Genomic DNA, 13978 nt, shown 5'->3' with positions numbered 1-13978 from the left:
CAGCCCCGCGGCCCGACGGCGCCTCGCCCCTCAACCCCGTCTTCGACGACGGCCCCGCAGCAGCCCGGCTCCGGCCAGCAGCGCGAGCGCACCGATGACCACCGCCGCGACCGGGAGCGCCGCCCCGGTGCCCGGCAGGTCACCGCCTCCGTGATCTGCCTGTGCCGGGAGGGAGGGAACGGGCGTCTGCGGCGACGACGGTTCCGGGCTCGGGCTCGGGCTCGGTCCGGAGTCGAGTGCGCGTGTGATGAGGATCGTCACGGATGCCGGGGAGACGACCGTGCGCGTCCCAGAGGCGGGGGTCAGCGCGACAGTCAGCACGTGCCCCTGTTCTGCTGAGGCGGCCGCAGTCAGCAGGGCCGTCGGGACAGTGATGGTGCCGCGGCCGCCGCCCTCACGGCCGCCCGCGAGGGTCACGGTTCCGGTGGAGGCGGTGTAGTCGGTTCCCGCCCGGGCGGTGGCATCGACGGTGTGCCACTCCACGGCGACCGACTCGTCGGCCGGTACGAGCGGCGAGGCGATCTCGATCTCGGCCGTGTCGCCGGCGGCGACGACGACGCTGCGGGCCCGTAGCGTGACCGGGTCGTCGTCGGCGATCGTCAGGGATCCGGTCACGGGGAGGATCACGGATGCGGCATCCGGAGCGACTGGGGCCGCGGTCATCGTCAGAGCGCGGTTCGGCTGGGGCACGGTGTTGCCGAGCAGCACGAGCGGCGCGGTTGCAGTCGTGCTGCCGGCCGGCACCGGAACCGTGACGTCGAGCGGCTTGTAGTCGGTTCCCGCGGTCGCCGTGCCGTCGGCGGCGGTCACGCGCACGCGGAGATCCACCGCTGCCGGCCGGGAGAGCCGGACCGTCACGGGCGCCGCGGTCAGAGCGTCGTCGCCCTCTGCGATCGAGGAGGGTTCGAGAGAGAGCTCGGGAGCCGGATCCGCGTCGGTGATCGTTATGTCGGCGACGTCCTCGCCGAGGATCGCGTTCGCGGACACTCCGGTGAGCATCACCTGTGCTTGCCGATCCGCACCCCACACGCCATCGGGTGCGGGCAGCGTCAGCGGGAGGTCGACGCGGGTCTGGCCGGCGGGCACGGTGACATCGCCAGTCGCGTCGCCGAAGCGCCAGGACACGACGAGATCACCCGACGCGGGCCGGTCCAGCACCACGCCGGCCGTGGCTGCGCCGCCCTCAGGACCCGTGGCGCCCGACGCCGACACCCTCACGTCGGGCTGCGGCGGCACCCATCCCGACGCGGCCACCGTGGCCGAGGGGAGCACCAGCGCATACCCGTCCCACGTGGCCAGGCTGCTCTGCAGCACGAAACCGTCGATCAGCGCAGGCGCCGGGGTGCCCCAACCACCCTGCCCGGGGTGGCCGGACGACCCCGCGGTTCCCTCACCCCAGGTGAGCAGTGTGCCATCGGCGCGGCGGAGGTGCATCGTCGGCCACGTCGTCTCCAGATCCACCGCCGCGGCCCCCGGCGGGAGTGGCGCCTCGAACAGCTTCCAGCCGGGGCAGGTCTGAGGCGTGCAGCCATCGAGGTCGAGAGCGAGTCCGGTCGACGCCTTGACCCAGAGCTTTCCGGATGCCGTGACGACCCAGAACTCGTCGGAGCTCTGCGTCACTGCAACGTCCACCGCCGGATCCGCAGGTCCGAAGTCGCCGAACGGGACCACCTGGTTGCTGGGCGCCTGCGCGGGGCCCGGCATGTCCGCCCCGCAGGCCAGGACGCGCCCGTCCGCGAGCCGGAACATCGCGGCGCCGTCGTTGTTGCTGCCGCCGATGGCCTGCACGAGTCCCGGCAGCGCCGCCGTCAAGGCCGGCTCAACCACCGCGGTGTAGCTGATCGGCCGATACCCCGGGGTCCCGGCGCACTGCCGCCGACCCCACTGCAGCAGGGTCCCGTCGGCCTGCTGCGCCAGCCCCGCCCCGCCGAGGTTCCACACCTTCACCACGTTGCTCAGCGGATCCGGCGCCCCGTCACCGTCGGTGTCGGGGCCGAGCACGTAGTCCGGGTAATTGCGGCAGTTCAGGGCCGCTCCGGCACCGAGCTGCCCGTCGGTCGTCGCGTTTCCCTCGCAGCCCACCGACGCGACATGACCGTCGGAGAGCAGCAGGAACACGGCCGGCACCAGGTAGGTGGTCTCGGTGATCGCCGTCACGCCGCCGAGCTCCCCGGACTCGCTGCCGAGGCCGTACATCGGTCCGTAGTTCGTGCCGGGCAGCCGGGTGATGGACCCGTTGCCGTCGCCCCACCCCCACACCGTGCCATCGCTGCGCAGTGCGTTGCCCCCCACCATGAAGCCCGAGATCTGCACCGCGTCCGTGATTCCCATCGGGGCCGGGACGTCGGCGGCTCCGCCCCGCGCGTTACCGCGGTAGTCGCCCCAGGTCCACACCTCACCGCCCGTCCCGAGATTCGCGGGCTGGTCGGCGGTCGCGGTGTTGCAGTCGTCGTCCCGGCCGTTGAACAGCACCTCGCCCTGCCCCGGATGCACGGACGCATCATGGTCGTCGCAGTCGGCGACCGCGTTGTCTGCCCAGCCGTCGTGGTCCCGGTCGGGGTCGTTCACCTGCCAGCGCCAGGCCTGCCCGGCAACGTTTCCGGGATGCGGATCCTGCACCTGCACGCTCACCGTATGCGGTCCACGATCGCCACTCACGGGTGTGATGGTCAGTGTCGGCCCGTTCCCGCTCTGCACGGCGCCGTCGACGAACCAGTCATAGCGCAGCGACTCGCCCTCGGGGTCGGTCGCCTGCACGGTGAAGGTCTGCTCGTCACCCACTGCCGTGGTGGCGTAGGCGCGCCCGTCGATCCCTGCCGGATCGAAGCCGTCGATGCGCGGAGCGCCGTTCGCCGCTGTCACGTCGACCAGCGCGTGCGCGGTGACCGCCGGGCCGTCGCCGACCGTTGCCTTCGCCGCGACGAACCGATGGCCGGCGATGGCGAACGTCACCGTTGCGGACGCCCCGGTCGCATCGTCGAATGCGCCGTCGCCGTCCAGATCCCAGCTCACGGTCGCCCCCAGGTTCGCGCTCGCGGCCAGGGTCACAGGCGCACCGACCGTCGCTCCCGTCGCACCCGTCAGACGCAGGGTCGGCGCGGCGGCGGATCCGACGATTCCGTCAGCCAGCTGTCGCAGCGTCGCCGCCATGCGGCGCAGCTGGTCGGACTCGGCGCTCTGCCCGTTCACGACGGCGCTCACCGGCCCGAGGTTCGACAGCGGCGCGCAGTTCAGGCCGCCAGGGACGATGCCGTTCGCGCGCACCTCGTCGAGCCACGCGGATCGGGCCGAACCCGCGTTGCCCCAGTTGCGCAGGGCCTGGTTCTCGGCAGGGGTGATCCCGCTGCCGTTCGCCCCGTTCAGCCCGCCGAGCAGGCGCCGCGCGTCGGCGCATTCGTCCTGCGTGATCGCGGTGAGGTCGGGGATCGCGGTCTGCACCCCGTCGAACCAGCCCTGCAGCAACGCGGCGGTGACGGGTGCGGCTTCCGCGATGGCGTCGGCCAGATTCGCTGCAGAGCGTGCCTGGGCCACGGCCGCCGCGGTATCGCCCGCGGCCTGGGCGCCCTGATAGCGCTCTAGCGCGGCCAGCAGTGCGGTCCGCATCAGCTGCTCACGTTCCAGTGCGGTCGCGAACTCGCTCAGCCGGTCGAAGACCGGACCGTCGCCCTGGGTCTGCGGGATCGGCAGGTCGGGCTGCACCGCCGAGGACGCGGAGGTGTAGTCGGTGCGCGGGGGGTCGGCATAGATCCCGAAGAACGTCTTGGCTTGGTTCGCGATGAGGTTCTTGGCCCCGGACGTGACGAAGGTGCGCACCGGGGATCCGTCCAGCCCCCAGTACGAGGAGATCAAACCGAAGCAGGCACCGGCGTCGTCGCCATGGCATCGGGCGGCATCCTTGATCCGCCCGGTCTGTTCGATCCAGGTGGAGATCGCCGGGGAGTCCACCCAGATGTTGACGACTTCCAGGCAGCCGTGCAGCGCGTCCTCCAGTTCTTCGCCGTGCTCGAATGCGGCGGTGCCGCAGCCGGCAGCCTTGTCGACGTTCAGGAGGGTGTCGAACAGCTTCGCGATCTCCTGCCAGTTGCCCCATTGGGTGCGGGCATTGTTCTTCAGCTCCAGGATGGACTGATCGATCGCGGGCAGGACAGGCGGGAATGCGACGCTGATCGTGTCGCTCAGGAGCGTGTCGGACGCGGCGTTGAAGACACCGTTCTGGCAGGTGTCGACGACGATCGAGTACTCCCCCTCCGGCAGGGATCCGCTGGGCTGGGTGATCGCGAGGATCTCGTCCACGAACGTACCCCCCGCCTGCACGATCGTGGTGGGCGTGCCGGAGGCGTCGCTCAGCGCGTCGCCGTCGGAGGGTTCATGGTTCGCGGCGACGACGTAGACGTCCGCCGCCGGGTAGACGAAATCATCGATCCCGCCGGCGTTCGCCGGCGCCGAGCAGTTGTTGAAGTACCGCAGCCGCCCGTCGATGCGCAGCACATCGTTCGGCCCCAGAGTGGCGTGCGCCTCGCCGCTGCTGAAGCGGATCGAATCCTCATCGGCGTGCGCGGGGGAGGACGGTACGACCACGATGCCGGTGACGATCGCCGCCAGCAGCAGCGCCACGCCAGTCGATCGAGCGCTCTGCCTGCTTCGCCCCGTCACTCGCCCTCGTTCCCGTTCGTCGCACGTCCCGCCGCATCGCCGGATCCCGGGTCCGGCGATGCCCCGCACCCCACTCGATGCGTTCCCGAGCGCCGATCCAGGGCACGACAGACGTTAGCGGCGCGACTCGGGGCGCGTCAGTGTCACCACGGTGCCATGGTTATCCACAGGCGCCGGAACGGGCTGCGCGGACCATCACTGTGTACCGGATGGCCGCCATCGCGCTCCCGCGATGCCCTCTCGCCCGCTGATCCGGGCTGTGCGCCCTCAGCCCGCCGGCAGGTGGTCGCAGTCCGGGGTCGGTGCCTTTCCGTCCCAGCGGTCCAGGGTCCACTGCTCGAGCTGCGGCGTGAGCGGCGAGTCGGGCCCCACGAGCTCCACGTGCCCGAGCCCCGGGTAGGTGCGGTAGTCGACGGGGATGCCGGCATCGCAGCGAGCCTTGACCCACTCGTCCTGGATCACGGGCTTCACGAGCGGATCCGCCAGACCCTGGGCGACCAGCAGGGGAGCAGGGAACGGCCCCGTGGGCTCCTGCTCCTTGAGCTTGTCACCGAAGGGCCCCGCCAGCAGCGCGTTCGGGAAGATCTGGTTCGGCACCTGACTGCCGCGCAGGATCGCCGCAAGGCCGTCGTGCCCGTTGAAGCAGAGTCCACCGATGCGTTCCACGGGACCTGCGGATCCGGGCGTGAGGTTCTTCTCGACGTCGAGATCCGGGAACACCTTGTCCCAGGTCGCAGCGATGTACGCCGAGACCGTCTTACCCGCCGTCTCCGACTTGATGGCCTCGGCGAGCGCGTACAGGTTCGAGGCCGGCGCGAACGCGGCGACGCCCTTCACGGTGAACTCCGGGGCGTACGACGCGGCGATCTGACCCGTCCACAGCGATCCCTGACCGCCCTGCGAGTGGCCCCAGATCACCGTGCCGGTGGAGACCTTGAGCTCGCTGAAGCCGAGCACGGCCTTGGACGCGTCCCACACGTTGCGCGCCTCCGCGTCGCCCACGAGGTAGGGATGCGGGCCCTTCGTGCCCAGACCGATGTAGTCGCTGGTCACGGCGACCCAGCCGTGCTTCGTGACCATGTCGACCATCGCCGTTCCCGCGCCGTCGGCGAACGGCTCGGCGCTGAGCGAGGGCGCGCAGCCGGGGACGACGCCGACCGTGCCATGCGAGACGGTGAGCAGGGGGAGTGGATCCGGTCCGGGTTCCGCCGGTGCGAGCACGGTGCCGCTCGAGACCGCCGGGGATCCGTCGGGGTTGGTTGTCGTATAGAGGATCCGCCAGGCCTTCGCCCCGGCCGGCACGCCGACGGTCATCGGTGCGGAGCGGATCAGGGTGCCGGCCTGCGCCGGCACGTCGGCGGGCGGGGTGTAGAACGCGTCCGGCACCGGCAGCGGGGTGCCGCCGAGCAGCGCGCCGCTGCCCGCGGCGAGCGCGACCGCGAGCACGAGGGCGACGCTCGCCCCGATCGTGCGGAGCCAGCGCACCCCGCGACGTCCACCCGGGGCGCGGGGCGCCTGGGGGCGACGCCAGAGCACCCGCACGAGCAGCTGCAGCCCGATGAAGACGAACCACGCCCCCACTCCGAGGCGGAACACGACCAGGGTCAGCACGGGCCAGAACACCGTGACCGCGGCGACAGCCAGTGTCGCGACGGCCCCGATGATGCCCGTGACGCGCTGGTCCGCGCCGGGCCGGAACGCCCGTATGACGGTCGCCACGGCGAAGACGACCAGCGCCACGGTGAGGAGCTGCGCCAGCAGGGGCGCGCCCGCTGCGGGCCACAGTGCCATCCCGGCGCCCAGCAGCACGAGCAGTGCACCGAGCACCCGGCTGACGATCACGGGAAGCGAACGGGATCCGGATCCAGGTCCCTCGGCGCGGTCACCGGGCACGACCAGAACGGCGACACCGACCAGCAGGATCCCGATCCCGGTGACCAGCGCGATCGTCTGCACCGTCATCGACACGAGGAGGAAGACGGCGCCGACCGCGACGAGCGCGAGCCCCAGCACGATCCGGATCGCCGTGCTCTGCCGGGCGATCACGCCGATCGGGCGGGCGATCCCGCCGCTCAGGCGGTCGGAGCGTCCGCGTCGGGCCTCATCCGGATCCGGTAGGACTGCACTCTCGTCGCCGACCACGGTGCCCCCTTCGCCTCACGGGTCACTCGGCCGCTCAGCCGCGATCCGCATCCTGCGATCCCCGTGCCGGGGCGCGCTGAGGCCAACATACTGGCCCTTCGGCTGCAGTGTGAAGCGTCTGCGCGCGGGCGGAGTCCCTGCCCGCACGACGGGACAGGGACTCGGCTCACCGCGCGGGTCAGCCGACGCCGATCGCCAGGACCAGCAGGCCCGGCGTCTTGCCGTCCGTGTAGGCCGGCCGCTGCGGCAGCGTCACGTAGGCGACCTGCTTCGCGCCGTCGATCGGGATCGTGCTCTCGAAGAGGCTGAACGGGCCGTTTCCCTTGCCGCTGGGGGTGTTGCGATAGGCCATCTTCGTGAACAACGTGTTCCCCGTCGCCGGCTGGTTGTAGTAGTAGTCGCCGGCGGCGAGCGTGAACAAGCTCGTGGATCCGTCCGTGTACGTCACCGATGCCGTGCCGGACACCGGGGTGGGATATGCGTTCACGCCGAACACCACGAGTCCGAGCGCGGTGCCCTGCCCGTGCACGGCGATGCTCTGCCCGCTGGCCCACACCGCGTTCTTCTGACCCGGCGTGAACTGCGGCCAGGTGTAGGCGACCTTTGCGCCCTGAACGGTCGCACCGGGAGCGATGCCCTTGGCCTTCAGCAGCTCGTTCGAGGAGAGGCTGCTCCGGCTGAGCGCGAGATCGCCCGTATACGGCGAGGCGCCGTCCGCGGTGATGGCCACATCGTTGTAGGCGGCCTCGACCGACGCGAACAGGGCGCGCACCTTTGCGTCCGTCGCGACGCTGCCGAGCAGGCCGTCACCGGCGGTCACGGTCGCGGTCAGCGTCGCTGTGCCTTCCGCGGCATCGGCGGGCGGGGTCACGGTCCAGGACAGCTCCGCGCCCGCGCCGGACTTCAGCCCGTCCGGAACGCTCGCCTGGACCGGGGTCACCGTCCATCCGTCCGGCGCCTGCAATGCGGCCGTCGCGCTGCGCGTGGGCTTGGCGCCCCAGAATATCGCGGTGACGTGCACGGTGACCGGCAGGCCCGCCGCGGCCGAGACGGACGGCATCCGCAGCACCGCCGACGGATCCGTGTGGGCGCCGACGCCCTGATCCGCGCCCAGGTTCACGGGGCCCGTCTCGGGCACCGGGGTGCCGGTGATGTCCCGTCCGCCGTTGTCCGCGACCGCGAGACCGGCGCGGAAGGCCGGCGAGAACTGGCGCAGCCCCAGACCGCCGAGATCGTCGAGGCCGGTCGGCTTGTGGGTCTCCTCCACGAAGCCGGGGTCGTCGCCGAGACCGCCCGGGTTGACGGCGCCGTCGGCATTCGCGGGCACGCCCGTGACGCCGATGAAGAGGTTGTGATCGAACGACAGCCCGGGGCCGCGCACCTGCACGCCCATGGGAGCGCCGCGGTTGACCATGATGTTGTTGCTGAACGTCACGCCGCGGCTGGTGCTGTTGTCGTCCTGGAGGAAGTACGTGGGCGTCGCGTGCTCGTCGACGATGGTGTTGTTGTAGATGTGCGTGTCCTGGATGTTGCCGGGGCACAGCTGGAACACCCGCGCCGCGTCGTCGTAGCTCATGTTGTAGCGGAACACAGTGCCCCAGGTGCGCGCACCGGAGTAGGGGCAGACGAGCAGCAGGCCGCCCGCGTTGTCATGGCTGTAGTTGTACTGGAAGACGGTGTTCTGGGATCCGCCGTCGGCGTCGAACGACATGCCATCGTGGCTGTTGCCACCCCCGGACACGTCGTTGTACTGCACGAGCGTGTCGTCGGCGTTGAAGGGCCAGATGCCGGCATTGGCCACGGCGGATCGGAGCTGGAAGCCCGCGAGGATGTTGTGCTCGATCACCGCGCCTTTCGTCGTGTCGACCTTGATGCCGTCGCCCGCCACGCTCGTCAGGGTGTTGCCGGCGATGACGACGCCCGTGCTCGGCGTCCACGGGCCGAGACCGCTGGTGTCCTGGGACCCGACCTCGGGACGCTTGTTCCAGGTCGACTTGAAGTAGATGCCCTCGCGCCCGACATGCGTGATCGTGCTGTCGCGGATCTGCAGCCCGTCGATCCACGTCGGCGTGCTCTTGCCCCCGATGCCGATCTGGATCGCGGCGGATCCGTTTAGTCCCTTGTTGTCGTCGCCCATCACGTCGTGCACGTCGAGACGCTGCAGCACGTAGCCGCTCGCCTTGCCGAAGTCGGTGAGGGAGAGACGGATCCCGTTCCGCTCGGTGCCGGGGTTCGCGGCGTTCGTGATCGCGAGGTCCTGCACCGTGATGTGCTCGATGTCCTTCAGCAGTACGGCGTCGTGCGCGCCCGCGCCGTCGATGACCGGCGCGGCGCCATCGCCGTAGGCACCCACGACGATCGGCGCATCAGCGGATCCGGATCCGTGCGGGGACAGCGTGCCCGTGCACGTCGTGCCGCGGGCGAACAGCAGCGCATCACCGGGCTGGAGCGCGAGAGCGTTCACCTCGGCGAGGGTCGTGTACGGGTGGTCGGCGCTGCCGTCCGCGCCGGCCTCGGCCGCGCCGCAGTCGACGCGATACTCGGCGCCGGTCGCTGCGGCGGCGGGCAGCGCCCCGAGCCCGACGAGCGGCAGAGCAAGAGTCGCTGCACCGGCCAGGAGGCCCTTCCAGCGGCGGATCCTCCCCGATGCGGCAGTGGGATGGGGATACGAAGTGCGGGCCATCGTGCGTTCCTCCTCGAATGCAGTCCTGTGCCCCATGGTCACGGGAAAGCGTGTTCCAACGAAAGGAAGCGAACGCATTCGCACACGTACGAGCGGAACCGATCCGGGCGGTTCATTCGGCAATGACATCGACCGTCCGACTGGCACGAGGAGGCCGGGACCGCGCTGCGCCGCGGAGACGAAGAAGGCCCGGATCCTGAGATCCGGGCCTTCTTCGTTCTGTGCGCGAGGGGGGACTTGAACCCCCACGCCCTTGCAGGCACTGGCACCTGAAGCCAGCGCGTCTACCTATTCCGCCACTCGCGCATGTCGGTCCTCGCGAACCAACCTCCCGAGAATATCACGCCCCGAGTCCCGGTTCGAACCACGGCGCCGCGCCCGCAGGCCGCCCCATCCGCGAGACTGCATCTGCGTCGCGAGACTGCACGATAATCCTGCTGTCTCGTTACGGAGTTGCAGTCTCGCGGATCCAAGCCCCGCGTTCCGCCCCCGCGTCACCCGACCGCTTCAGGGTTTCCTGCGTATCGCGCCGTCCGGGGCTTCATTCAGGCCGTGTCGCTAACATGGCCGTACCGATCGGTGAGCCATGGGAGCCCAGTGGGACTACTAGACAGCTTTGAGAAGGGTCTCGAGCGCGCAGTGAACAGCGCCTTCGCGAAGACCTTCCGCAGCGGCATCCAGCCCGTGGAGATCGCCTCGGCCCTGCGCCGTGAGATGGACACCAAGGCCGCTGTCGTCAGCCGCGACCGCATCATCGTGCCGAGCACCTTCCTCGTGAATCTCAGCGGTGAGGACGCGACGGCCATGCACGGACTCGGATCCGCTCTCATCGACGAGCTGCACGTGCTGGTGAAGGAACACGCCCGTTCGCAGGGATACAGCTTCGCCGGCCCCGTGAACATCGCCCTCGAGGCCGACGACAAGCTCGCCACCGGCACCGTGCGCGTCGAGTCCACCTCGACCTCGAGCGCCGGACGGGTCACCTGGCAGGCCGAGATCTCGACCGGCGGATCCCGGTACCCGCTCACGAAGGCCCGCACCGTCATCGGGCGCGGCAGCGATGCCGACATCACCATCGCCGACGCCGGCTCCAGCCGCAAGCACGCCGAGGTGCTCTGGGACGGCGACCACGCCATGCTCCGCGATCTCGGCTCGACCAACGGCACCAAGCTCGACGGCCAGCGCGTGCGCGAGGCGCAGCTCTCCAGCGGCATGGTCATCACGATCGGCCGCACGGACCTGACCTTCCAGGTCGTGCCCGTCTCGGCACCGGCCCGCGGCGGCCGCGGAGACGACGCGACGCGCGCGTTCGGGGTCAATCCGTGAGCGAACTGACACTGCTCCTGCTGCGCATCGGCTTCCTCGTGCTGATGTGGTTCTTCGTGTTCGCGGTCGTCTACTCGCTGCGCGCGGATCTGTTCGGCGTGCGCGTGCGCAAGCTTCCTCAGGGCCAGGCCGCGGCGGCGAGCGCTCCCGCGGCGAAGCCGGCGCCCGCCAAGCCAGCGGCCGCACCGAAGGGCAAGCCCGGCGGCCCCGCCACCACGTCCACCGTCACCAAGCTCGTGATCACCTCGGGTCCGAAGGCCGGCCTCGAAGTGCCGCTCGGATCCGAGCCGATGTCGATCGGCCGCTCCAGCGAGTCGGGTCTCGTCATCCGCGACGACTACACGTCCAGCCACCACGCGCGACTGCTGCTGTGGGGCGAGGCGTGGATGCTGCAGGATCTCGACTCCACGAACGGCACGTTCCTGAACGGCGAGCGCGTCGGCGCCCCGGTGCCCGTACCGATCGGCGCGCCCATCAAGGTGGGCGCCACCACGTTCGAGTTGCGGGCGTAACCGGCGACCATGGTCTTCGAGGGCTCGAGCGCCGCGATCTCCCACACCGGGAAGGTCCGCTCCAACAACCAGGACTCCGGTTACGCCGGGGCGAACCTGTTCGTCGTCGCCGACGGCATGGGCGGCCACGCGGGTGGCGACGTCGCGAGCAGCATCGCGATCCACCGGCTGCAGAACCTCGACCACGCCTACCCCTCCACCATGGACGCGGAGGCCTCGCTGCAGGCGGCCGCCACCACCGCCGCGGGCGACATGATCCGCGCCGTCAAGGACCGCCCGGAACTGGCAGGCCTCGGCACCACGCTCGACGCGATCATCATGGTCGACGACTATGCCGTCATCGGCCACATCGGCGACTCGCGCATCTACCTCTACCGCGACGAGACGCTCACCCAGATCACCACCGACCACACGTTCGTGCAGCGCCTGGTCGACTCCGGGCGGATCACCCCCGAGGAGGCGCGCTATCACCCGCGCCGCTCCGTACTCATGCGCGTGCTCAGCGACATGGACGCGGATCCCGAGCTCGACATGTTCGTCATGCCGACGCTGCCCGGCGACCGCTGGGTGCTGTGTTCCGATGGCTTGTCCGGCGTGGTCGACGAGGCGCACATGCAGAAGACGCTGCGGCTCGGCATGGCGCCGGGGCGCACCGCGGACGGCCTGCTGCGCTACGCCCTCGACGGCGGTGCCCCGGACAACGTCACGATCGTGATCGTCGATGTCGGCGGCCAGCACCCCGTGCTCTCCGGATCCGCCACGGTCGTCGGCGCTGCGGCGAATCCGCAGGGCATCGTCGTTCCGGCGGCGCGCCCGGCCCGTCCCAGCTGGCTGCACCCCGTGCGCCAGGCGGCGAACGAGCCGACGCACTTCGAGCCCGCCGCCGACTACCTCGAGGAGCTCATCGAGGAGGACCACCGCCGCTCGGTGCGCCGACGGGTCGGCTGGATCACCGGCCTCATCGTCGTGATCGCGCTCATGGCGGCCGCGCTGTTCGGCGCCTACGCGTGGACTCAGACGCGCTACTTCGTGGGCGTCGACACCCAGTCGGACACGGTCGCGGTCTTCCAGGGGATCCAGCAGGATCTCGGTCCGATCTCCCTCTCGCACGTGTACGACGACACCGGCATCAGCATGTCCGATCTGCCGAGCTTCAACCAGTCGCTCGTGCAGCAGACCATCACCGCACGGTCCCTCGACGATGCGAACGCCATCGTCGAGCGCCTCCGCGCCTCGGCAGGGACGGGGAAGAAGCCATGACCTCCACCGCACCCGCACCTCACGCCGGCGACGTCGCCGCCGACACCGCCGTGCTGCGCGCGCTGCGCAGGATCCGCGGGCCGCAGACGCAGCGCAACCGCGAGTTCTGGCTCCTGCTCTTCGCTGTGGTCGTCGCGGGCACCGCGCTCACCCTCGTGCAGCTGGGCGCGCTGGGCCGGATCGACCCGATGATCCTGCTCATCGGCGGCGGGCTCGCCGTGCTCGTCTTCGCCCTGCACATCGTGCTGCGCTTCGTGGCGAGCGATGCGGATCCGTTCGTCCTGCCGATCGCGACGCTGCTGACCGGCGTCGGGATCGCGGAGATCTACCGTCTCGACATCGCGGCGCACCGGGTGGGCTTCGACGCCTACTCGAACAAGCAGCTCATGTGGATGGCGATCTCGGTGATCGGCGCCATCGCGCTCGTGATCCTCCTGCGCAACTACCGCGTGCTGTACCGCTTCACGTACCTGTCGGGCCTGACCGGCATCGTGCTGCTGATCCTGCCGTTCATCCCCGGCCTCGGCGTCGACGACGCGAACGCGGACGTCTGGATCAACATCGCCGGACTCGGGATCCAGCCGGGCGAGCTCGCGAAGATCTTCCTGGCGATCTTCTTCGCCGGCTACCTGGTTCGCACGAGGGAGAGCCTGTCTTCGGTGGGCAAGCGTTTCGCCGGCATCACCTGGCCGCGCATGCGCGAGCTCGGGCCCGTGATCGTGGTGTGGCTGATCTCGCTCGCGATCATCGTCGCCCAGCACGACCTCGGCACCGGTGTGCTCATCTTCGGCATGTTCATCGTCATGCTCTACGTCGCGACCGGCAAGACGAGCTGGGTGCTCATCGGCGTCGCGGGCGTGGTGGTCGGCGTCGCGATCGTGTCGCAGTTCCTCACCTACGTGCAGAACCGGTTCAACACCTGGATCAACGCCTTCAACCCGGACCTCATGGAGGACCAGAGCTACCAGCTCACGCAGGGCATCTTCGGCCTCGCGCACGGCGGACTGCTCGGCACCGGCCTCGGCCAGGGCCGCCCGCAGATCACGCCCGTCGCCGAGAGCGACTTCATCATCACCAGCCTCGGCGAGGAGATCGGCCTCATCGGGCTGTTCGCCCTGCTCTGCCTGTACATGGTGTTCGTCAGCCGCGGACTGCGGATCGGCGTCGCCGGGCAGGACGACTTCGGCAAACTGCTGGCGGTGGGGGTCTCGTTCACGATCGGTCTGCAGGTGTTCATCATGGTCGGCGGCGTCACCCGGGTGATCCCGCTGACGGGACTCACCACCCCGTTCCTCGCCGCGGGAGGATCCTCGCTCATCGCGAACTGGCTCATCGTCGGGCTGCTGCTGCGCATCTCCGACGGGGTGCGCCGCCAGCCCAGGGTCGTGATCGGATGAGGAAG

At 70.3% G+C, this 13978-nt stretch carries 7 protein-coding genes and 1 tRNA gene; 4 read left to right on the top strand and 4 right to left on the bottom strand.

All coding sequences use genetic code 11. The features are described from left to right. Positions 1 to 30 precede the first annotated feature (30 nt). The 4 genes from AB4078_RS07195 to AB4078_RS07180 all read right to left on the bottom strand — a co-directional run bounded on the left by AB4078_RS07195 (position 31) and on the right by AB4078_RS07180 (position 9784). Positions 31 to 4614 carry a Calx-beta domain-containing protein gene (locus AB4078_RS07195; protein ID WP_441976544.1) on the bottom strand — a complete coding sequence of 1528 codons (4584 nt, stop codon included), beginning with the start codon at positions 4612 to 4614 and terminating at the stop codon, positions 31 to 33. A 306-nt stretch (positions 4615 to 4920) separates the two neighbouring features. After that, positions 4921 to 6795 (bottom strand): lipase family protein, encoded by a 1875-nt coding sequence (locus AB4078_RS07190; RefSeq protein WP_441976543.1) that lies wholly within the window; start codon positions 6793 to 6795, stop codon positions 4921 to 4923. 178 nt (positions 6796 to 6973) lie between these two features. After that, positions 6974 to 9478: a right-handed parallel beta-helix repeat-containing protein gene (locus AB4078_RS07185; RefSeq protein ID WP_441976542.1), complete on the bottom strand. Its 2505-nt coding sequence runs from the start codon at positions 9476 to 9478 to the stop codon at positions 6974 to 6976. A gap of 222 nt (positions 9479 to 9700) precedes the next feature. After that, positions 9701 to 9784 (bottom strand) — tRNA-Leu (locus tag AB4078_RS07180). Between the two features lie 291 nt (positions 9785 to 10075). On the opposite strand from AB4078_RS07180, the gene AB4078_RS07175 reads away from it, so the two are divergent. The 4 genes from AB4078_RS07175 to AB4078_RS07160 are packed head-to-tail and all read left to right on the top strand — an operon-like array spanning position 10076 to position 13973. Further along, a complete protein-coding gene (locus tag AB4078_RS07175) occupies positions 10076 to 10804 on the top strand; it encodes an FhaA domain-containing protein (protein ID WP_441976541.1) in 729 nt (242 codons plus the stop codon). Next, positions 10801 to 11316, top strand: a complete 516-nt coding sequence (locus AB4078_RS07170) for an FHA domain-containing protein FhaB/FipA (protein ID WP_440732758.1) — start codon at positions 10801 to 10803, stop codon at positions 11314 to 11316. The genes AB4078_RS07175 and AB4078_RS07170 overlap by 4 nt, the downstream gene beginning before the upstream one ends. Before the next feature lie 9 nt (positions 11317 to 11325). Continuing rightward, the gene (locus AB4078_RS07165; protein ID WP_440732757.1) at positions 11326 to 12576 is read left to right on the top strand and encodes a protein phosphatase 2C domain-containing protein; all 1251 of its coding nucleotides are present in this window, start codon (positions 11326 to 11328) and stop codon (positions 12574 to 12576) included. Continuing rightward, entirely contained in the window at positions 12573 to 13973 is a 1401-nt protein-coding gene (locus tag AB4078_RS07160) for an FtsW/RodA/SpoVE family cell cycle protein (RefSeq protein ID WP_441976540.1), read from the top strand. Before AB4078_RS07165 ends, AB4078_RS07160 begins: the two co-directional genes overlap by 4 nt. Positions 13974 to 13978: the final 5 nt, after the last annotated feature.

This window comes from Microbacterium sp. 2MCAF23 (assembly GCF_052115565.1).
In the GTDB taxonomy this organism is placed as follows: domain Bacteria; phylum Actinomycetota; class Actinomycetes; order Actinomycetales; family Microbacteriaceae; genus Microbacterium.
The sequence above is the reverse complement of the archived record's forward strand: the minus strand, read 5'-3'. Positions and strand labels throughout refer to the sequence as shown.

Coding starts and splice junctions, on each gene's coding strand:
- AB4078_RS07165 (WP_440732757.1), top strand. CDS start 11,326: ATGGTCTTCGAGGGCTCGAGCGCCGCGATCTCCCACACCGGGAAGGTC.
- AB4078_RS07185 (WP_441976542.1), bottom strand. CDS start 9,478: ATGGCCCGCACTTCGTATCCCCATCCCACTGCCGCATCGGGGAGGATC.
- AB4078_RS07160 (WP_441976540.1), top strand. CDS start 12,573: ATGACCTCCACCGCACCCGCACCTCACGCCGGCGACGTCGCCGCCGAC.